The sequence below is a fragment of the Pseudoxanthomonas mexicana genome, from assembly GCF_001556105.1.
GTDB classification, from domain to species: domain Bacteria; phylum Pseudomonadota; class Gammaproteobacteria; order Xanthomonadales; family Xanthomonadaceae; genus Pseudoxanthomonas_A; species Pseudoxanthomonas_A mexicana_A.
Genome location: NZ_LSIF01000083.1, coordinates 1 through 18,086, shown reverse-complemented (window position 1 = coordinate 18,086; position 18,086 = coordinate 1). Strand labels below are relative to the sequence as shown.

Annotated in this window: 23 protein-coding genes; 19 read left to right on the top strand and 4 right to left on the bottom strand. The window is 68.1% G+C overall.

The window, feature by feature from the left end:
* The first annotated feature begins 2 nt into the window (after window positions 1-2).
* Window positions 3-473 (top strand): chemotaxis protein CheW, encoded by a 471-nt coding sequence (locus AX730_RS14155; RefSeq protein ID WP_062357581.1) that lies wholly within the window; start codon window positions 3-5, stop codon window positions 471-473.
* Window positions 474-581: 108 nt separating this feature from the next.
* Here AX730_RS14155 and AX730_RS14150 read toward each other — a convergent pair whose 3' ends face one another.
* Both AX730_RS14150 and bioA read right to left on the bottom strand, forming a co-directional pair.
* On the bottom strand, window positions 582-1,313 hold the full coding sequence (locus AX730_RS14150; RefSeq protein WP_062357580.1) for a 16S rRNA (uracil(1498)-N(3))-methyltransferase: 732 nt from the start codon (window positions 1,311-1,313) through the stop codon (window positions 582-584).
* Entirely contained in the window at window positions 1,304-2,704 is a 1,401-nt protein-coding gene (gene bioA, locus AX730_RS14145; protein WP_062357578.1) for an adenosylmethionine--8-amino-7-oxononanoate transaminase, read from the bottom strand. The genes AX730_RS14150 and bioA overlap by 10 nt, the downstream gene beginning before the upstream one ends.
* 74 nt (window positions 2,705-2,778) lie before the next feature.
* Between bioA and nudE the strand changes: the two genes are divergently transcribed.
* Genes nudE through AX730_RS14115 form a run of 6 tightly spaced genes read left to right on the top strand, consistent with a single transcriptional unit; the run spans window position 2,779 to window position 6,168 of the window.
* Window positions 2,779-3,327, top strand: a complete 549-nt coding sequence (gene nudE / locus AX730_RS14140) for an ADP compounds hydrolase NudE (RefSeq protein ID WP_062357576.1) — start codon at window positions 2,779-2,781, stop codon at window positions 3,325-3,327.
* The gene (gene cysQ, locus AX730_RS14135) at window positions 3,324-4,160 is read left to right on the top strand and encodes a 3'(2'),5'-bisphosphate nucleotidase CysQ (protein WP_062357574.1); all 837 of its coding nucleotides are present in this window, start codon (window positions 3,324-3,326) and stop codon (window positions 4,158-4,160) included. The genes nudE and cysQ overlap by 4 nt, the downstream gene beginning before the upstream one ends.
* On the top strand, window positions 4,144-4,953 hold the full coding sequence (mazG, locus tag AX730_RS14130; RefSeq protein WP_062357856.1) for a nucleoside triphosphate pyrophosphohydrolase: 810 nt from the start codon (window positions 4,144-4,146) through the stop codon (window positions 4,951-4,953). Before cysQ ends, mazG begins: the two co-directional genes overlap by 17 nt.
* 25 nt (window positions 4,954-4,978) lie before the next feature.
* Window positions 4,979-5,302 (top strand): YnfA family protein, encoded by a 324-nt coding sequence (locus tag AX730_RS14125; protein ID WP_062357573.1) that lies wholly within the window; start codon window positions 4,979-4,981, stop codon window positions 5,300-5,302.
* A 16-nt stretch (window positions 5,303-5,318) separates the two neighbouring features.
* Window positions 5,319-5,621 (top strand): Mpo1-like protein, encoded by a 303-nt coding sequence (locus AX730_RS14120; protein ID WP_062357571.1) that lies wholly within the window; start codon window positions 5,319-5,321, stop codon window positions 5,619-5,621.
* 7 nt (window positions 5,622-5,628) lie between these two features.
* Window positions 5,629-6,168 (top strand): hypothetical protein, encoded by a 540-nt coding sequence (locus AX730_RS14115; protein WP_062357569.1) that lies wholly within the window; start codon window positions 5,629-5,631, stop codon window positions 6,166-6,168.
* 16 nt (window positions 6,169-6,184) lie between these two features.
* Here the strand turns inward: AX730_RS14115 and AX730_RS14110 are convergent, their stop codons facing one another.
* Entirely contained in the window at window positions 6,185-6,523 is a 339-nt protein-coding gene (locus AX730_RS14110) for a DMT family protein (RefSeq protein WP_062357568.1), read from the bottom strand.
* A 128-nt stretch (window positions 6,524-6,651) separates the two neighbouring features.
* On the opposite strand from AX730_RS14110, the gene AX730_RS14105 reads away from it, so the two are divergent.
* The 8 genes from AX730_RS14105 to AX730_RS14070 all read left to right on the top strand — a co-directional run bounded on the left by AX730_RS14105 (window position 6,652) and on the right by AX730_RS14070 (window position 14,383).
* Window positions 6,652-7,353, top strand: coding sequence for a response regulator transcription factor (locus tag AX730_RS14105; protein WP_055940490.1), 702 nt, complete (start codon window positions 6,652-6,654; stop codon window positions 7,351-7,353).
* A 23-nt stretch (window positions 7,354-7,376) separates the two neighbouring features.
* Window positions 7,377-8,678, top strand: a complete 1,302-nt coding sequence (locus AX730_RS14100) for a sensor histidine kinase (protein WP_232310269.1) — start codon at window positions 7,377-7,379, stop codon at window positions 8,676-8,678.
* A 94-nt stretch (window positions 8,679-8,772) separates the two neighbouring features.
* Complete coding sequence (locus AX730_RS14095; RefSeq protein WP_062357566.1) at window positions 8,773-10,308, top strand: efflux RND transporter periplasmic adaptor subunit; 1,536 nt, start codon at window positions 8,773-8,775, stop codon at window positions 10,306-10,308.
* Window positions 10,305-11,036 carry an ABC transporter ATP-binding protein gene (locus AX730_RS14090; RefSeq protein ID WP_062357564.1) on the top strand — a complete coding sequence of 244 codons (732 nt, stop codon included), beginning with the start codon at window positions 10,305-10,307 and terminating at the stop codon, window positions 11,034-11,036. Before AX730_RS14095 ends, AX730_RS14090 begins: the two co-directional genes overlap by 4 nt.
* The gene (locus AX730_RS14085) at window positions 11,033-12,274 is read left to right on the top strand and encodes an ABC transporter permease (protein ID WP_062357563.1); all 1,242 of its coding nucleotides are present in this window, start codon (window positions 11,033-11,035) and stop codon (window positions 12,272-12,274) included. Before AX730_RS14090 ends, AX730_RS14085 begins: the two co-directional genes overlap by 4 nt.
* A gap of 76 nt (window positions 12,275-12,350) precedes the next feature.
* The gene (locus AX730_RS14080; protein WP_062357561.1) at window positions 12,351-13,307 is read left to right on the top strand and encodes an isoaspartyl peptidase/L-asparaginase family protein; all 957 of its coding nucleotides are present in this window, start codon (window positions 12,351-12,353) and stop codon (window positions 13,305-13,307) included.
* Window positions 13,308-14,027 carry an RNA polymerase sigma factor gene (locus AX730_RS14075; RefSeq protein WP_062357559.1) on the top strand — a complete coding sequence of 240 codons (720 nt, stop codon included), beginning with the start codon at window positions 13,308-13,310 and terminating at the stop codon, window positions 14,025-14,027.
* On the top strand, window positions 14,006-14,383 hold the full coding sequence (locus AX730_RS14070) for a VOC family protein (protein WP_062357557.1): 378 nt from the start codon (window positions 14,006-14,008) through the stop codon (window positions 14,381-14,383). Before AX730_RS14075 ends, AX730_RS14070 begins: the two co-directional genes overlap by 22 nt.
* Before the next feature lie 21 nt (window positions 14,384-14,404).
* Here AX730_RS14070 and AX730_RS14065 read toward each other — a convergent pair whose 3' ends face one another.
* Entirely contained in the window at window positions 14,405-15,094 is a 690-nt protein-coding gene (locus tag AX730_RS14065; protein WP_062357852.1) for an SGNH/GDSL hydrolase family protein, read from the bottom strand.
* Between the two features lie 256 nt (window positions 15,095-15,350).
* Between AX730_RS14065 and AX730_RS14060 the strand changes: the two genes are divergently transcribed.
* The 4 genes from AX730_RS14060 to AX730_RS14045 all read left to right on the top strand — a co-directional run.
* A complete protein-coding gene (locus tag AX730_RS14060) occupies window positions 15,351-15,731 on the top strand; it encodes a diacylglycerol kinase (RefSeq protein ID WP_062357555.1) in 381 nt (126 codons plus the stop codon).
* Window positions 15,732-15,760: 29 nt separating this feature from the next.
* Complete coding sequence (locus AX730_RS14055; RefSeq protein ID WP_062357554.1) at window positions 15,761-16,495, top strand: TerC family protein; 735 nt, start codon at window positions 15,761-15,763, stop codon at window positions 16,493-16,495.
* A gap of 163 nt (window positions 16,496-16,658) precedes the next feature.
* A complete protein-coding gene (locus AX730_RS14050) occupies window positions 16,659-17,306 on the top strand; it encodes a LemA family protein (RefSeq protein WP_062357552.1) in 648 nt (215 codons plus the stop codon).
* A 19-nt stretch (window positions 17,307-17,325) separates the two neighbouring features.
* Window positions 17,326-18,086, top strand: a 761-nt coding sequence (locus AX730_RS14045; protein WP_062357550.1) for a TPM domain-containing protein, incomplete at its 3' end; no start/stop codon positions are given.

The following is an 18,086-nucleotide window of genomic DNA, read 5'->3' as shown; positions in this document are numbered from 1 at the left end:
CGATGGCCCATTCCAACGACGAAATCCGCGGCGTCCTGATCCAGGCGGGCGAGTACCGCCTGCTGCTGCCCAACGCCACGGTCGCCGAGGTGCTCACGCGCGCGCCGGTCGAACCCGTGGCCGACATGCCCGATTGGTTGCCGGGGCGCATCGACTGGCACGGCTGGCCGGTGCCGCTGGTCGCCTTCGGCCGGCTGACCGGCAATGCCAGCGATCCGATCGCGCTGAACAGCAAGATCGTCGTGCTGAAGGCATTGAGCGGCGACAAGGATCGCCCTTACTTCGCGTTGCTGACGCCATCGTTCCCGCGCCTGGTGTCGGTGCCGCGCGACGGCCTGCTGGCCGACGCCACCGAGGAAGAACTGCCGGTAGGCGTCAAGGTCCGCGTGCTGCTCGGCGACGAAGCCGCCGTGCTGCCCGACCTGGAAATCGTCGAGACGATGATCGGCGACGCGCTGGCCAACGCGGCCTGACGCTGCCGCAGGGCGGGCCTCGGCCCACCGTTTCGCTCTCTGCGAAAGGGCTAGTCCGGTACGCAGTCGGTACATCCGACGTCGTGCAATGGTGGGCTTGAGCCCACCCTACAGGTCCCCGAATCTCGACTGCAATGCGGCGATCGCGGCCAGTCCGGCGGTTTCGGTACGCAGGATGCGCGGGCCGAGGCGCAGGCCGGTGAATCCCGCCGCCGCCAGGGTGTCGCGGTCACGTGGCGACCAGCCGCCTTCGGGGCCGATCGCCACCACGACCGCGGCACCGGCGAGCTGCACGCTCGCCAAGGACACGTCGCCGGCCGGATCCAGCGTCAGTTTCGTGGCCCCGTCATCGAAGGTGCGCGCCGCATCGATCAAGGCGGCGGGCAGCGCCAGCGTCGGCAGGCGCGCGCGGCCGCTCTGCTCGCAGGCCGAGGCGACGACGCTTCGCCAGTGCGCGACGCGCTTTTCCGTGCGTTCGGCGTCCAGCTTCACCTCGGTGCGTTCCGCCATCACCGGCACGATGGCGGCCACGCCGAGTTCGGTCGCCTTCTGCAGGATCAGGTCCATCTTCTCGCCGCGCGCGATGCCCTGCAGCAGGGTGACGTGCAGCGGCGACTCGTTGTCGACGGCACGCGCGCCGACGATATCGGCCAGCACCCCGCGCTTGCTGATCGCGGTGATGCGGGCGTCGTAATCGTGGCCGTCGCCGTTGAACAGCACGCAGCCATCGCCTTCGCGCAGCCGCAACACGCGGGCGAGATGGTTGGCGGCGGTGTCGGGCAGTGCGAGGGACGTGCCCACGGACAGGGTGGCGTCGACGTGGCAGCGGGTCAGGCGCATGACGTGGCCTCATCGATGGCGGTGCGGGTGACGTCGGCCAGCAGTTGAAGCGCGTCGTCGTCCACGCAGTACGGCGGCATCCAGTACAGCACGTCGCCCAGTGGCCGCAGCACCACGCCGCGCGCGAGCGCCGCGCGGTACGCCTTCAGGCCGATGCGCGCCGCGGCGGGGAAGGGCGTGGCCTTGTCGCCGCCCTGGGTCAGTTCGAAGGCCAGCATCATGCCGGCCTGGCGCACGTCGGCGACGTGCGGGTGCGCCGCCAGCGGTTCGGCGAGCGTCGCCATCGTGCGCGCGGTGGCGCGGTTGCGCGCCAGCACGTCGTCCGCGCGGAAGATGTCCAGCGACGCCAGTGCCGCCGCACACGCCAGCGGATTGCCGGTGTAGCTGTGCGAATGCAGGAACGCGCGCTCGCGCGAATCGTCGAGGAATCCATCGTAGATCGCCTGTGTCGCCAGTACCGCCGCCAGCGGCAGGAAGCCCCCGGTCAGCCCCTTCGACAGACAGAGCAGGTCGGGCATCACACCACTCTGTTCGCTGGCGAACAGCGTGCCAGTGCGGCCGAACCCCACCGCGATCTCGTCGGCGATCAGGAACGCGCCGCTGGCATCGCACAGCGCGCGCACGCGGGCCAGGTAGTCGGGGTGGTGCATACGCATGCCGCCGGCGCACTGCACGCGCGGCTCGACGATGACCGCGCAGACTTCGCCCGCGTGGTCGTCCAGCAGCGCGGCCAGCGCATCGGCCGCGCGCTGCGCGCAGTCGGCCGGCGATTCGCCGGGCTGCGCCAGGTAGGCATCGGGCGAGGGCGCGAACAGCGCCTCGGTCAGCAGTGGCGCATAGACCCGCCGGTACAGCTGGATATCGCCCACGGCGAGTGCACCCAGCGTCTCGCCGTGGTAGCCGTTCTCCAGCGCGATGAACTTCGTGCGCCGGTGCTCGCCGCGGTTGTGGAACCAGTGGAAGGCCATCTTCAGCGCCACTTCCACGCCGGCCGAGCCGTTGTCGGCGTAGAACACCTTGGACAGCGGCGCGCGTCCCGCTTGCCGCGGCGCCACCGCCAGCAATCGTTCGGCCAGCTCCACCGCGGGTGCGTGGGTGAATCCGGCCAGCATCACCTGCTCCAGTGCCTGCGCCTGCGCGGCGATGGCGGCGCCGATGCGCGGTTCTGCATGGCCGAACAGGTTGGTCCACCAACTGCTCACCGCATCCAGATAGCGCGTGCCGTCGTGGCCCACCAGCCATGCGCCCTCGCCGCGGGCGATCGGCACCAGCGGCAAGGTGTGCGGGTGTTCACGCATCTGCGTGCAGGGATGCCACAGCACGGACAAATCACGGGCACGCCATGCGTCCGCCTCTGCTAGCATTCCCGTCTGATGATCCTGTTGTCGCATCCCCCCATGATATCGGGCACCGCCCCTTGCCGTCGTCGCGCATCGCGTGGCACGGGCGGATTCAGCTCCGTCGCATGAGCCGCCTGCCCACCATCCATGGCATCACCCGGCGCACCGACGGGCCGGACCGTCATGTCGAGGAGCTTGACCTGGAGTTCAGCAACGGTGAGCGTCGTCGTTACCACCGCCTGCAGTCGCAGGGGCATGGTGCGGTGGTCGTGGTGCCGATGCAGGATGACGACACGGTACTGCTGGTGCGCGAGTACGCTGCCGGCATGCACCGCTACGAACTGGGCCTGGTGAAGGGCCGGATCGATGCCGGCGAAACGCCCGAGCAGGCCGCCGACCGCGAACTGAAGGAAGAAGCCGGCTTCGGCGCGCGCCGCCTCGACGTGCTGCGCGCCCTGACCCTGGCGCCCACCTACATGAGCCACCAGTCCTGGCTGGTGGTGGCAAGAGACCTGTACCCCGAGCGCTTGCCGGGGGATGAACCCGAGGAGTTGGAAGTAGTGCCCTGGAAGTTGCAAGACCTCGACCAGCTGATGCTGCGCGAGGATTTTTCGGAAGGTCGTTCGCTGGCGGCACTGTTCATCGCCCGCGAATGGTTGAACGCGCGGACATGAGCAGAATGACCGCCGACCTGCACGAAGCCGTCATCGTCATCGCCCGCGAAGCGGGCCAGGCCATCATGGCCGTGTACGAGGGCGCCTTCGACGTGCAGCGCAAGAACGACGACAGCCCGCTGACCGCCGCCGACATGGCCGCCCACCAGGTGATCACCGACGGCCTGCGCCGGCTGACCCCGCAATGGCCGGTGCTGTCCGAGGAAGCCGCCGACATCCCGTGGTCCGAGCGCAGCCAGTGGCCGACCTACTGGCTGGTGGACCCGCTGGACGGCACCCGCGAATTCATCAAGCGCAATGGCGAGTTCACCGTCAACATCGCGCTGATCGAACAGAACGAACCCATCTTCGGCGTGGTTCACGCGCCGGTGACCGGCGAGACCTGGCACGCGAGGCAGGGCCGCAATGCCTATCGCCGCGTTGGCGACGTGGACGCACAGATCCGCACGCGTGCGCCGGCCACGGGCACGTTGAAGGTCGCCGCCAGCCGTTCGCATCGCGATGCACGCACGCAGGCCTTCCTCGACGGCATGGGCGGGATCGAGGAGGTCTCGCTCGGCTCGTCGCTGAAGTTCTGCCGCATCGCCGAGGGCACGCTGGACGTGTACCCGCGCTTCGGCCCCACCAGCGAATGGGATACCGCCGCGGCGCAGTGCGTACTGGAAGCCGCCGGCGGCGCGCTGCTGGCGCCGGATGGACGCGCATTCCGTTACAACCGCCGCGAGACGCTGCTCAACGGCGACTTCGTGGCGCTGGGCGACATGACGCTGCCGTGGCGCACCTGGCTTGCGAAGGCCGAGGACGGCGCGAATGGACATGCCCGCAGCGCGTGACGGCGACATTGCGCGCTTGCTGGCCATCATGGCCCGCCTGCGCAACCCTGACGGCGGGTGTCCCTGGGACCTGGAGCAGGATTTCTCCACGATCGCGCCGTACACGATCGAGGAAGCGTATGAGGTCGCCGACGCGATCGATCGCCATGATCTTCCGGCGCTGAAGGACGAACTGGGCGACCTGCTGCTGCAGGTCGTCTTCCATGCGCAGATGGCGGACGAGCGGGGCGCGTTCGCGTTCGACGACGTGGTCGATGCGATCTGCGACAAGATGGTGCGACGCCATCCGCACGTCTTCGGTGACGCCTCGTTCGCCGATGCCGAGGCGCAGACGGTCAACTGGGAAGCGATCAAGGCCGCCGAGCGAAAGGCGGCCGGTGAAGAGGATACGTCCGCGCTGGCCGGCGTATCGCGGGGACTGCCGGAATGGCAGCGCGCGGCGAAGCTGCAGTCGCGCGCCGCACGAGTCGGCTTCGACTGGCCGGACACCGCGCCGGTGATCGCCAAGCTGCACGAGGAGATCGACGAGGTCCGCGTCGAGCTCGCGGCTCCGCCGTCGCCTGAGCGCGACGCGCGGCTGGAGGACGAGATCGGCGACCTGCTGTTCGTCGCCGCCAACCTGGCGCGCCATGCCAAGGTCGATGTGGGTGGCGCGCTGCGCCGCGCGAACCTGAAGTTCGAACGACGTTTCCGCGCGATGGAGGCGATCGCTGTCGCCGACGGCACCACGATGTCCGCCCTGTCGCTGGATCAGCAGGAAGCGCTGTGGGCCCGGGTCAAGGCGACGGAGTGATCCGCCCGTGCGGTAGGCTTGCCGCATGAAGACCCTGTTGCTGTTCCTCGTCACCGCGCTGGCCGAGATCGTCGGCTGCTATCTGCCCTACTTGTGGCTGCGAAAGGGTGGCAGCGCCTGGTTGCTGCTGCCTGCGGCCGCCAGCCTGGCATTGTTCGCCTGGCTGCTGACCCTGCACCCGGCGGCATCCGGCCGCGTCTACGCGGCCTACGGCGGCGTCTACGTCACCATGGCGATCGGCTGGCTGTGGGCGGTGGATGCGGTGAAGCCGACGCGCTGGGACCTGCTAGGCGCCGGCTTGTGCCTGGCCGGCATGGCGGTGATCATGTTCGCGCCACGCGCTGCCTGACCCTGTGGGAGGGGACATGAGCCGCTTCGCCAGTTTCCGCGAGTTCTATCCGTTCTACCTCGACGAGCACAGCAACCGCACCTCGCGGCGCCTGCACTTCATCGGCAGCTGCGGTGTGCTCGCGCTGCTGGTGCTGGCGATCGTCGAGCGCAATGCGTGGTGGCTGCTCGCGGCGCTGTTCTGCGGTTATGGCTTCGCCTGGGTCGGCCATTTCTTCTTCCAGAAGAACCGGCCCGCCACCTTCAAGCACCCGTTCTATTCCTTCGCCGGCGACTGGGTGATGTTCAAGGACATCCTGACCGGCAAGATCCGGTTCTGAGCGGCGCATGAGCCGCGTCGTCCGGCATGCCGTCCACGCGGTCGCGCTGCTGGTCGGCGTGCCGTTGGCCGGGTTGCTCGCGTATGACCTGGTGGCGGTCCGGCCGCATGTGGCCGAAATCAAGGTGCTTCTGGTGCATGCCGACGGTCAGGATGCATCGCCGCCGCCGTTGATCCGCGATCTGATCGACGCCAGCGTGGGGTCGCCGGCGGCATCAGTGGCACGGATGGCGGTCCACCGATTCCATGCTCCGCAGTCCGCGATGAGCTGGCATGCCAGAATCGCGCTCTGGCAGATCCTGCTGCCCCTGCATTTCAGCGATGAAGAAATGTACGGGCTCTATGCGTCCCAGGCTTACAACGGTGTCGACAAGGGCCTGGATCGTCTTGCGCGACGCGAGCACGGCAAATCCCTTGATGTGCTGTCGCCCATTGAGGCGGCGCGCCTCGTTGCCATCCTCAAGGGACCTTCTTACATGCTGCGGGACAGACAGCGGCTGGAGACGCACGCCGAGCGGCTGATGGCCCGAGCTGGATATGCCCAATGAGCGGCGTCGCAACCCCTCACTCGTAAAACATCAGGAACGCCGCACCCACGATCAGGGCGAAGGCGGCGTAGTGGTTCCACTTCAGCGGCTGGCCCAGGTACCAGGTACTGAAGCCGGCGAAGACCAGCAGGGTCAGGATCTCCTGGATCGTCTTCAGCTGCACCACCGAGTAGACCGCGCTGCCCATGCGGTTGGCGGGCACCATCAGCATGTACTCGAAGAACGCGATGCCCCAGCTGGCCAGGATCACGACGAACAGGGGCGCGGACTTGTACTTCAGGTGCCCGTACCAGGCGAACGTCATGAAGACGTTCGACGCCAGCAGCAGGAAGAGGGGCAGGATGCGTTCGATCATGGGCTGGTCGCCAGTGAGGGATGGCGAAGCGTAATCCCAACTGCCGGCTGAATGGAGGGGGCGTCTTCACGCGGTGTCTACCGCACGACCGGTAGTTTCACAAACCTGAAGCCTCTCAAGGAGTTGTCATGCGACATAGTCAGGAAACCGCAGGTCTGGTGCTCGTGGTCGAAGACAACCGCAACATTTCCGAGATGATCGGGGAGTACCTCGAAGGTCGCGGTTTCGAAGTCGATTACGCCACCGACGGCCTGGACGGCTACCGCCTGGCGGTGGAGAACAGCTACGACGTGCTGGTGCTGGACCTGATGCTGCCTCGCCTGGACGGCATGGAAGTCTGCAAGCGCCTGCGTACCGAAGCGCGCAAATCCACGCCCGTCCTGATGTTGACCGCACGCGACACGCTGGACGACAAGCTGACCGGCCTCAGCTCGGGCGCCGACGACTACCTGACCAAGCCGTTCGCGATCCAGGAGCTGGAAGCCCGCCTGCGCGCGCTGATCCGTCGCGAGCGACGCCAGGTCGGTGCCGAAGTGCTGAAGGTGGCCGACCTGGTGCTCGACCCGGTCAGCATGCGGGCCACCCGCGGCGGTACCGAACTGATGCTGTCGCCGATCGGCTTGCGCCTGCTGACCATCCTGATGCGCGAATCGCCGCGCGTGGTGACCCGCCAGGAGATCGAGCGCGAGATCTGGGGCAATGGCCTGCCGGATTCCGACACCCTGCGCAGCCATCTGTACAACCTGCGCAAGGTGATCGACAAACCCTTCGACAAGCCGCTGCTGCATACCGTGCAGAGCGCGGGCTACCGCATCGCCGACATTGGCTGACCCGAACGTCGGCGCGCGGCATCATGGTGACTTCGCCCGACGATACGCCGATGCGCCACCACGGCCTGCCCCGCAAACTCAGGATCGCCTTCATCCTGCAGGCCGTGATGGTCAGCCTGGCCATCGTGCTGGGCGTGTATCTGATCTCCGCCGTCATCAAGCACAGCCTGATGAACACCGCGCTGCAGGAAGAGGCCACGCATTTCTGGGAGCTGTACAGCGCCAGCACCGCACAGCCGCCGCCGAACACGCACAACCTGCGTGGCTACCTGGTGGTCAAGGGGCACTCCAATCTGGTGCTGCCGGAGAACCTGCGCGACCTGAAGCCCGGTTTCCACGAACTGCGGGATGACGACCTGCTGGTGCTTGTCGACGAGCAGTCACAGGGTCGCCTGTACCTCGTGTTCCTGCGCTCGCAGGCGGAACGGCTGGCGTTCTACTTCGGCACGGTGCCGATCATCATGACCCTGGTGGCGATCTACCTGGTGTCGTGGCTGACCTATCGCGCATCGAAGCGGCTGGTGTCGCCGGTCAGCTGGCTGGCGCGACAGGTGGCCGAGTGGGATCCGCGACGCCCCGACGTCAGTGGCCTGGCCCCCGACCGCCTGCCGAACGACGTGCAGGGCGAGGCCCGTCAACTCGCCTCGGCGCTGCACGGGCTGGCCCAGCGCGTGACCGCGCATGTCGCCCGCGAACGCGACTTCACCCGCGACGCCAGCCATGAGCTGCGCACACCGTTGACGGTGATCCGCGTGGCGACCGACATGGGCATGGCCGAGGACGCGCCGCCTCGCGTGGCGCGCGCCCTGCAGCGCATCCAGCGTGCCGGTCGCGACATGGAGGCGGTCATCGATGCGTTCCTGATCCTGGCCCGTGAAGCCGAGGTTGAACCGCAGAGCGAGGACTTCGATGTCGCCGACATCGTCATGGACGAAGCCGAGAACGCCCGGACCTTGCTGCTCAACAAGCCGGTGGACCTGGAAGTCACCCTGCACGCGCGGCCCCGCCTGCATGCACCGCCCCGCGTGTTCCAGGTCGTGGTCAGCAACCTGCTGCGCAACGCCTGCACCTACACCGACCGCGGCCGTATCGACGTGGTGCTGGAATCGGACCGGGTGATCGTGCGGGACAGCGGCATCGGCATGTCGGCCGAGTCGATGACCCGTGTGTTCGAACCGTTCTATCGCGCCGACCCCACCCGACCCCATGGCAGTGGCCTGGGCCTGTCGATCGTCAGCCGGCTGTGCGACCGCTTCGGCTGGAAGATCGAGCTGGACAGCGAACTCGGACGCGGTACGACCGCAACGATCCGTTTCGTTGCGTAATCTATGCGGGAGCCGACCGGTGCCGCGGGGTGTCAACCTCGCGGCTGCCGGCGCGTTCCATGTCCCGCCTCCCCACTTCGAGCCGACTCGCCGCATGAGCCAGCCAGTACGCACCGCCCCCCGCAAGAAGTCCCCGCTGCCCAGGATCCTGCTCGGCATCGCCGTGATCGCCATCCTGGTGGGCGGTGGGTGGTATTGGAACGCGCGCCGTGGCGACGCGTCGGAGAGTGCCTACCGCACGGCCAACGTCGAGCGCGGCGACATCCGCGTGGCGATCTCCGCGACCGGCACGCTCAGCGCCATTTCGACGGTCACCGTGGGCAGCCAGATATCCGGCCAGGTCACCGACGTCCTTGTCGACTACAACAGCGAGGTCAAGAAGGGTGAGGTGCTGGCCCGTATCGATCCCAGCACCTACGAGGCGCAGATCGCGCAGGGCAATGCGCAGATCGCCAACGCGCAGGCCAGCCTGAAGCAGGCGCAGGCGACGCTGGCCAACGCCGAGCTCGACTACACCCGCAAGGCGGGCCTGGGCACGCAGAAGCTGGTCGCGCAGAGCGACGTGGACCTGGCACGTGCGGCACGTGATCAGGCACGCGCACAGGTCAATGCGGCGCAGGCGTCGATCCGCCAGCAGACGGCATCGACGCAGACCACCCGCGTCAACCTGGACCGCACCGTCATCCGCTCGCCCGTGGATGGCGTGGTGCTGACCCGCAGCATCGAGCCGGGCCAGACCGTCGCCGCCAGCCTGCAGGCGCCGGAACTGTTCACCATCGCCGAAGACCTGTCGAAGATGAAGATCGAACTGGCCGTCGACGAAGCCGATATCGGCCAGGTCAAGGTGGGCCAGCCCGTGTCCTTCACCGTCGACGCGTTCGCCGATCGCCAGTTCCGCGGCGAGGTGCAGCAGGTGCGGTTGTCGGCGACCACCACCAGCAACGTGGTGACCTATCCGGTGGTCGTCAGCGTCGACAACAGCGACGGTACGCTGCTGCCGGGCCTGACCGTCAACGCCGAGATCGAGGTCAGCAAGCGCGACAACATCCTCAAGATTTCCAACGCGGCCCTTCGCTACAAGCCGACCGGCGAACAGGCCACCGCCACGGCTGCTGCACAGGGATCACCGCAGCAGGGTGCCCAGCGCGGCGGCGGCACTGGCGTCAGCGATGACCTGGTCCGCGTGGCCGGCACGCTGCAACTGAAGCCGGAGCAGCAGGCCGCCTTCGATGCCGCGTTGACCGCGCTGCGCGAGCGCCAGGCGGCCCGCATGGCGCAGGCCCAGCAGGGCGGCGCCAGCATGTTCGGCGGCCCGGGCGGTCCCCGCCCAGGCAGCGGCAACAGCGGCGGCGGTGCGATGCAGTCGCAGATGCGCCAGCGCATGGCCGAACGCATGCAGCAGGATTTCGCGCCATTCCGTGCCACGCTCGACGACACGCAGCAGCAGCGCTGGGATGGCGAACTGCGGACGTTGCTCGGCGCCAAGCGCGCGCCGCTGTACAAGCTGGTCAACGGCAAGCCCGAGCAGGTGCAGGTGCGCGTGGGCGCCAGCGATGGCACCAGCACCGAGGTGTCGGGCGCGGTGAAGGAAGGCGACGTGATGGTCGTGGGCGAGCGCGCGAAGGAATGAGCACGCCGTCCCCGACCGTTGGCGACCGCGTGCCGGTCATCCAGACGCACGCGCTGGGCAAGGTGTATTCCGCCGGCACCGAGGCGGAAGTGGTGGCGCTGAAGGGCGTGGACATGCGCGTGGACCGCGGTGATTTCGTCGCGATCATGGGCCCCTCCGGCTCGGGAAAATCCACGCTGATGAACCTGATCGGCTGCCTGGACACGCCGACCGATGGCCGCTATCTGTGCGACGGCATCGACGTGGCCACGCTGGACGCCGAGCAACTGGCGATCCTGCGCCGCGAGAAGATCGGCTTCGTGTTCCAGGGCTTCCATCTGCTGCCGCGCATGAGCGCGCTGGACAACGTGGCCATGCCGCTGGGCTATGCGCAGGTGCCGCCTGGCGAGCGTGCCGAGCGCGCGCGACAGGCGCTGGCCGCGGTCGGCCTGGCCGAGCGCGCCGGCCACCGCCCCAATGAACTGTCCGGTGGCCAGCAGCAGCGCGTGGCGATCGCGCGCGCGCTCATCAACCAGCCGCCGATCCTGCTGGCCGACGAACCCACCGGTGCGCTGGACAGCAAGACCGGCGAAGAGATCCTCGCGCTGTTCAAGCGCCTGCGCGACGACGGCCACACCGTCATCCTGATCACCCACGATGCCGAAGTCGCCGCGCATGCCGACCGCATCCTGGTGATGCGCGACGGCGAACTGCACGAAGACACCGACCACGCGGGAGGCCGGCCATGAAATTCTCCGACATCCTGCGTACCGCGTTGCACGCGCTGCGCGGCAACTGGATGCGCAGCGCGCTGACCTCGCTGGGCGTGATCATCGGCATCGCCGCCGTCATCGTCATGGTGTCGGTGGGCCAGGGTACGCAGGCCGAGATCGACAAGCTGGTCTCCGGCCTGGGCTCGCAGCGCCTGGACATCAGCCCGGGCGCCGGCCGTGGTCCCGGCGGCGGTGGCGTGCGCATGAGTTCCAGCAGTTTCTATACGCTCAAGGAAGGCGACGTCGACGCGATCCGCAACGAAATCCCGGAAGTGCAGTATGTGGCCGGTGCGTTGCGCGGCAATACCCAGATCGTGTTCGCCGAGAACAATGCGTCGACCAGCTGGCAGGGCGTGCAGGCCGACTTCTTCGATATCAACAGCTGGGTCATCGCCAACGGCGAGGGCTTCGATGCGCAGGACTACTCCAGCGCCGACAAGGTGGTGATCCTCGGCGAAACGGTGCGCCGCACGCTGTTCGGCGAGGACAGCGGCGTGGGCCAGACGGTGCGGCTGGGTCGTGTGCCGTTCACGGTGGTTGCCACGTTGGCCCCCAAGGGGCAGGGCGGCTTCGGCCAGGACCAGGACGACGTGATGATGGTGCCGCTGGAAACCGCGCGCCGTCGCCTGATGGGCTCGATGGGGCTGCCACCGGGCGCCGTGCAGCAGGTCGCGCTGACCGTGGCCGACGCCAAGGACCTGGGCTACGTGCAGGGCGAAGTGGAGGCGTTGCTGCGCCAGCGTCACAAGATCGGTCCGGGGGAAGAGGACGACTTCAACGTCCGCAACATTTCGGAGATCGTCGCCACCCGCACCGCCACCACCAAGCTGATGTCGCTGCTGCTGGGTGCCGTGGCCACCATTTCGCTGATCGTCGGCGGCATCGGTATCATGAACATCATGCTGGTGTCGGTCACCGAACGTATCCGCGAGATCGGCCTGCGCATGGCCGTGGGCGCAGGGCCGGGCGACGTGCGACGGCAGTTCCTCGCCGAGGCCATGCTGCTGTCGTTGGGCGGCGGCGTGCTGGGCATCGTCATCGGTGTCGCGGGTGCGCTGCTGGTCGGCCAGTTCAGCGAACTGCCGGTGGCGTTGAACGGCCAGGTCATCGGCCTGGCGGCAGGCTTCTCGATCGCCACCGGTCTGTTCTTCGGCTACTACCCGGCACGCAAGGCGTCGCAGCTCGACCCCATCGAAGCGCTGCGTTCGCAATAGGCCATCGGCGGGGCTGGTGCCACGCAGCGGCGGGAGTATGCTGGTCTCCCGTCGTGTCGTGGGGTGGTCGCTTGCCATGAGTGCGCGTCAACTCCGCAGACCGCTGGCGCTGGCCATCCATGGAGGTGCCGGCGTCATCGAGCGGAACTCCCTCGGTGCCGACGCGGAGCGCGCCATCCACGCCGAGCTGGACCGCGCACTCGACGCCGGCCATGCCGTGCTCACCACCGGTGGCACCGCACTGGACGCGGTCGAGGTCGCGGTTGCGCTGCTCGAGGACTCTCCGTACTTCAATGCCGGCTACGGGTCGGTCTTCACGGCGGATGGGCGGCACGAACTCGATGCCTCCATCATGGATGGACACGGCCGCCGCGCAGGCGCGGTGGCGGGTCTGTCGACGGTGCGCCATCCGGTGCGTCTGGCGCGACGGGTGCTGGAAGAATCGCCGCACGTCTTCCTGATCGGCGCGGGTGCCGAGCAATACGCGGACACCCACTCCGATATCGAGCGCGTGCCCAACGACTGGTTCGCCACCGAGGCGCGGCGCGAACAACTGCGCGACGCGCAGCACCGCGAACAGGGTGCGTGGCAGGCCAGCCAGGACCTGCGCGGAAAGTACTTCGGCACCGTGGGCGCCGTGGCGCTGGATTCGCACGGCCATGTGGCGGCGGCGACTTCCACCGGCGGCATGACCAACAAGCGGTGGGGCCGCGTCGGCGATTCGCCGTTGATCGGGGCGGGCACATGGGCGGATGCGCACTGCGCGGTCTCGTGCACCGGCTGGGGCGAGTACTACATCCGCAATGCGGTGGCGCACGATATTGCCTCGCGCGTCGCCTACCGGGGCGACCGCGTGCGGGTGGCGACGGAGGACGTCATCCTTGGTGAAGTGCCGCAGCACGGCGGCGACGGTGGCGCGATCGCGATCGACCGCGACGGCAACATCGCCCTGGTGTTGAACACGACCGGCATGTACCGCGGCTGGGTGCATCCGGATGGCCAGCGCGGCACGGCCATCTACCGGGACGCCTGAGTGCAGGCGCCTCTGGTCGACGCCCGCCTCGGCACCTTCACACCGGACACGTATCGCCAGTTGCGCGCGCAGGCCCTGCGGCTGTGCCGGCGTGCGCAGGATGCCGACGACCTGGTGCAGGACACGCTGCTCGCCGCCCTGCAGGCCGGCCGCCACGATCTGCCCTGGCTGTCCGGCGTGTTGCGCCGGCAGGCGATGATGACAGCGCGAACCGCTGCACGGCGGCGGCAACGCGAAACACGCGATGCCATGTCCCGCGCAACCACCGTCGACGACGTGGCTGATCCGATGACGGCGACGTCACCGCCGCCCTCGTTCGCCTGGGTGCGCACGCTGCCACCGTCGGCGCGACGCGTCGCCGTGCTGGCCCTGCACGGCCTGTCGGCGGACGAGATCCGCTGGATCCTGCGGATCGAACCGACGGCGTTCCGCCAGCGCCTGACCCGCATCCGCCGCACGCTGTCCACGCAGTCACCCGAAACACAGGCGGACGCCCTCGCGCTGGCCCACGTCCCGCCAGTGCGCAGTAGCGACCTGCCGTTCGGACGGGTGCGGCGCGCGCTGAAGGCCGCCATGCGTGCCGGCGAGGGGTTGGGAACCCATGACCTGGACGGCCACCTGATCCTCATCGACGCGGGCGCTCACACGTCGCCTTCCGGCGGCAACGGACTGACAGACATTCCACAGGAGGACGAGCCATGCTCACGCACTGCAAGGTAGGCGCCATCGTGTTCTTCGTTTCCGACCTGGCCCGGTCGGTGGCGTTCTACCGCGACACCCTGGGCCTGCCGGTCGAGGCACTGGACGGCCATGACGGTCCGTTCGCGATGGGTGAGGTCGGCGAACTCGCGCTGGTCTTCATCCCGCGCCCCGCGCGTGCGGGCGAATCGCCGGTCGTCGTCTTCAGCCTCGATGGCGGCATCGACGACCAGGCCGAAGCGCTGGCGGCCAAGGGTGTCGAGATCGTGGTGCCGGTCAGCGAGTCGCCGGATGGCGGACTGTCGCTGGACTTCCTCGATCCGGACGGCAACGTGCTGAGCCTGCACCAGAACGAAGGGGCGCCGCGCCGGCGCTGAGCGTCCGGCACGGCGCTGCGATCACTTCACGTAGGGCGTGATGACGCGCTGCCAGATGTCGTAGCCGGCGGCGTTCATGTGCAGGCGGTCGTCGACGAACAGTGCTTCGTTCGGCTGCCCGCTGGCATCCAGCATGGGCGTGAAGATGTCGATGTAGTCCACCCCCCGCCGCCTGGCTTCCGCCTGCACCAGCGCGTTCGCCTCGCGCTGCACCGGCAGCAGCTGTGCGCGCGACGGGCTGGGCTTGGTGCTGATGTAGGCGATCCTCGCTTTCGGCAGGTCGCGGCGCACGCGCTGGACGAAGGCGATGAAGTCGGCGTGCAGCTGCTGCGGCGTGCGGCCGGCATTGAGGTCGTTGTCGCCGGCATAGATCAGGATCTGTCGTGGGGCATACGGCACGATGGTGCGGTCCGCGTACCAGGTGCTGTCGCGCAGCTCGGACCCGCCGAAGCCGCGATTGACCACGGGCACGCCGGGGAAGTCCTGCGCCAGCGTGCCCCACAGCCGGATCGACGAACTGCCGGTGAACAGCACGCCGCCGCGCGGGGGCGGCGACTGCGCATCTTCGGCCGCGAAGCGCTGCATGTCGGCTTCCCAGGCCGCGTTCGAGACCTGTTCCGGGACCCGCGGTGCGGCAGCCGCAGTTTTCCCGGCGGGGGCTTCCACGGTGACCGGGGCGGTACTGACGCATGCAGACAGGCACGCGGCCATGATCGTGGCGAACAGGGGCAGGCGAACGGACGGCGGGACGGGCACGGCGGGAGCTCCTTCGGGTCGGGCGGATCCCAGTGGACCAGCCGATGGCACGTCATGCAAACCGCTCGGGTCGGCACGCGGTGCCTTGTGGCAAAATCGCATCCTTGGCGCGCCCGCCGCGCCGGTTCCACCCGATCCGTCTTCTTGCCGGGCCAGGCGCATGCCTGACCGGAGGGGGCGCGACGGTGCCTTCTTCGCCCTTACCCGCACCATGGCTGACCAAACCGGACACCTTCCCCGCGGCCCCGGCCGCATCCTCAAAGCGACCGTGTGGTCGTTGCAGGGCCTGCGCGCGGCGTGGATGCACGAATCCTCGTTCCGCCTGGAAGTCTACCTGCTGGTCGTGCTGGCGCCGCTGGCGTTGTGGCTGGGGGACAGCGGGCTGGAACGCGCGCTGATGATCGGCAGCTGCCTGCTGGTGCTGGCGGCCGAACTGCTGAACTCCGCGGTGGAAGCCGTCATCGAGCGCTACGGCCCCGAACACCACGAACTCGCTGGTCGTGCGAAGGACATGGGCTCCGCCGCCGTCTTCGTGCTGATGATGAACGTATTGCTGTGCTGGGGCCTGATCCTCGCGCCCCGCTATCTCTGAACTCCTGATCCGAACCAAGGTACTCCCCAATGATGGAACTGCTTACCGATCCGCATGTGTGGATCACGTTGGTCACGCTGAGCGCGATCGAGATCGTGCTGGGCATCGACAACCTGGTCTTCATCTCCATCGCGGTCAGCAAGCTGCCGCCGCACCAGCGCGAAGTCGCGCGCAAGTTCGGCATCGCGGTGGCGTGCATCACCCGCATCCTGCTGTTGCTGACGCTGGCCTGGTTGGCCGGCCTGACGTCCGACCTGTTCACGATGTTCGGCCAGGGCATTTCGGTACGCGACCTGGTGCTGATCGTCGGCGGCCTGTTCCTGCTGGTGAAGGGCACCAAGGAAATCCTGGAACTGGTGAAGGGCGAGCCCGATTCGGAAGACGTGCATACACGCCCCGCCGTATCGTTCGCCGGCGTGATCGCGCAGATCGCGGTGATCGACATCGTGTTCTCGCTGGACTCGGTGATCGCGGCCGTGGGCATGGCGAACCACACGCCGGTGATGGTCGCGGCCATCCTGCTGGCGGTGGTGGTGATGCTGGTGGCGGCCAAGCCGCTGGGCCAGTTCATCGACAACAACCCGACCATCAAGATGCTGGCGCTGGCCTTCATCGTCGCCGTCGGTGCGTACCTGCTGCTGGACGGGTTCGAGCTGCACATCCCGAAGGGCTACCTGTACGGCGCGATGGGCTTCTCGGCCGTGGTCGAGTGCCTCAACCTGTGGGCGAAGAAGCGCGCCGGCCAGCGCATGCTGCGCGAGTAGGCGCACGTCGCAGGTCGGTCACGAAGGGCTCCCGTCGGGGAGCCCTTCTTCGTTCACGACCCGATAACAAGTGCGTGCGTCGACGACCACGATACGTGCGCTGCTTGCGTGGCCCACGGCAAGGTGCTGCAATCGCCGTGTCCACCCGAGGGAGTGCCGTGCCATGCAGCAGGTATCGCGTCTGTGGTTGCTCGTCGTGCTGACCGTGGTGTTGTCCGGTTGCGGCTACAACGCCATCCAGCAGAAGGACGAAGCGGTGAAGGCCGGCTGGTCCGAGGTGCTGAACCAGTACAAGCGCCGCGCAGACCTGATCCCGAACCTGGTGAAGACCGTGCAGGGCTACGCCCAGCAGGAACGCCAGGTGCTGACCGACGTGACCAACGCGCGCGCACGCGTGGGCCAGATCCAGGTCAATGCCGACGATGCCGCGTCGCTGCAGCAGTTCCAGCAGGCGCAGGGCGAGTTGTCCGGCGCGCTGTCGCGCTTGCTGGTGGTGACCGAGAACTACCCGAACCTGAAATCCGACCAGTCGTTCCGTGACCTGCAAGCGCAGCTGGAAGGCACCGAGAACCGCATCACCGTCGCGCGGGGCCGGTACATCCAGACCGTACAGGACTACAACACCTACATCCGCCAGTTCCCGCAGGTGATCACGGCCAAGGTCACCGGCGCCAAGGAGAAGCCGAACTTCACCGTCGAGAACGAGGCCGCGATCTCGCAGGCACCGGCGGTCGACTTCGCTACGCCGGCGCCCCCCGCACCACAGGCCCCGACGCCGCCTCCGCCTCCGCCGCCGTCGCCCGGCAACTGAGCGGCATCGCGTCGCTCCCATGCTGCGCACGCTGGCGCTCTGCCTGCTGCTGCTCGCCTCGCCCGCAGGGGCGCAGACGCTGGCGGCCATTCCCGCGCTCGATTCGCCGGTGGTCGACGCCACCGGCACGCTCGACGCCGTGCAGAAACAGCTGCTCGAACAGCAGGCGCAGGCGTTGCAGCAGCGCAAAGGCAGCCAGTTGCAGGTGCTGATGGTCTCCACCACGCAACCGGAAACCATCGAGCAATACACGCAGCGCGTCTTCGACCAATGGAAGCTGGGTCGCAAGGGCGTGGATGACGGCGTGCTGCTGCTGGTCGCGAAGGACGACCGCCGTGTGCGCATCCAGCCGGGTTATGGACTGGAAGGCGCCATTCCCGACGCCATCGCCAATCGCGTCATCCAGGAGTACCTCGCGCCGAAGTTCCGGGCAGGCGACTTCGGTGGCGGCATCGTTGATGGCACCGCGCAACTGGCCCGGCTGATCGAAGGCGAACCCTTGCCCGCGCCGGTCAGCGACAACCGCGGTGGACAGGAGCCCGTGGGCAGTGGTGGCTTGTTCGCCCTGTTCGCGGCCTTCATCGTGGCCACCATGGTACGCGGGGTATTCGGCAGGGCGCCCCGATTGTTGCGCAGCGCGTTCACCGGCGGCGCGGCCGGCGGTGTCGCGCTGCTGCTTTCATCGATCATCCCGCTGGCTGCCTTTGCAGGCGTCATGGGGCTGTTCTACGGCCTGATCGCCGCCTCGTCCGGACGTTACGCGCGCCAGGGGGGTTGGGG

Bases quoted from the DNA above. Each gene is read 5' to 3' on its own strand.
- AX730_RS14155 (WP_062357581.1), top strand. From the start codon at position 3: ATGGCCCATTCCAACGACGAAATCCGCGGCGTCCTGATCCAGGCGGGC.
- AX730_RS14150 (WP_062357580.1), bottom strand. From the start codon at position 1,313: ATGCGCCTGACCCGCTGCCACGTCGACGCCACCCTGTCCGTGGGCACG.
- bioA (WP_062357578.1), bottom strand. From the start codon at position 2,704: ATGCGACAACAGGATCATCAGACGGGAATGCTAGCAGAGGCGGACGCA.
- nudE (WP_062357576.1), top strand. From the start codon at position 2,779: ATGAGCCGCCTGCCCACCATCCATGGCATCACCCGGCGCACCGACGGG.
- cysQ (WP_062357574.1), top strand. From the start codon at position 3,324: ATGAGCAGAATGACCGCCGACCTGCACGAAGCCGTCATCGTCATCGCC.
- mazG (WP_062357856.1), top strand. From the start codon at position 4,144: ATGCCCGCAGCGCGTGACGGCGACATTGCGCGCTTGCTGGCCATCATG.
- AX730_RS14125 (WP_062357573.1), top strand. From the start codon at position 4,979: ATGAAGACCCTGTTGCTGTTCCTCGTCACCGCGCTGGCCGAGATCGTC.
- AX730_RS14120 (WP_062357571.1), top strand. From the start codon at position 5,319: ATGAGCCGCTTCGCCAGTTTCCGCGAGTTCTATCCGTTCTACCTCGAC.
- AX730_RS14115 (WP_062357569.1), top strand. From the start codon at position 5,629: ATGAGCCGCGTCGTCCGGCATGCCGTCCACGCGGTCGCGCTGCTGGTC.
- AX730_RS14110 (WP_062357568.1), bottom strand. From the start codon at position 6,523: ATGATCGAACGCATCCTGCCCCTCTTCCTGCTGCTGGCGTCGAACGTC.
- AX730_RS14105 (WP_055940490.1), top strand. From the start codon at position 6,652: ATGCGACATAGTCAGGAAACCGCAGGTCTGGTGCTCGTGGTCGAAGAC.
- AX730_RS14100 (WP_232310269.1), top strand. From the start codon at position 7,377: ATGGTGACTTCGCCCGACGATACGCCGATGCGCCACCACGGCCTGCCC.
- AX730_RS14095 (WP_062357566.1), top strand. From the start codon at position 8,773: ATGAGCCAGCCAGTACGCACCGCCCCCCGCAAGAAGTCCCCGCTGCCC.
- AX730_RS14090 (WP_062357564.1), top strand. From the start codon at position 10,305: ATGAGCACGCCGTCCCCGACCGTTGGCGACCGCGTGCCGGTCATCCAG.
- AX730_RS14085 (WP_062357563.1), top strand. From the start codon at position 11,033: ATGAAATTCTCCGACATCCTGCGTACCGCGTTGCACGCGCTGCGCGGC.
- AX730_RS14080 (WP_062357561.1), top strand. From the start codon at position 12,351: ATGAGTGCGCGTCAACTCCGCAGACCGCTGGCGCTGGCCATCCATGGA.
- AX730_RS14070 (WP_062357557.1), top strand. From the start codon at position 14,006: ATGCTCACGCACTGCAAGGTAGGCGCCATCGTGTTCTTCGTTTCCGAC.
- AX730_RS14065 (WP_062357852.1), bottom strand. From the start codon at position 15,094: ATGGCCGCGTGCCTGTCTGCATGCGTCAGTACCGCCCCGGTCACCGTG.
- AX730_RS14060 (WP_062357555.1), top strand. From the start codon at position 15,351: ATGGCTGACCAAACCGGACACCTTCCCCGCGGCCCCGGCCGCATCCTC.
- AX730_RS14055 (WP_062357554.1), top strand. From the start codon at position 15,761: ATGATGGAACTGCTTACCGATCCGCATGTGTGGATCACGTTGGTCACG.
- AX730_RS14050 (WP_062357552.1), top strand. From the start codon at position 16,659: ATGCAGCAGGTATCGCGTCTGTGGTTGCTCGTCGTGCTGACCGTGGTG.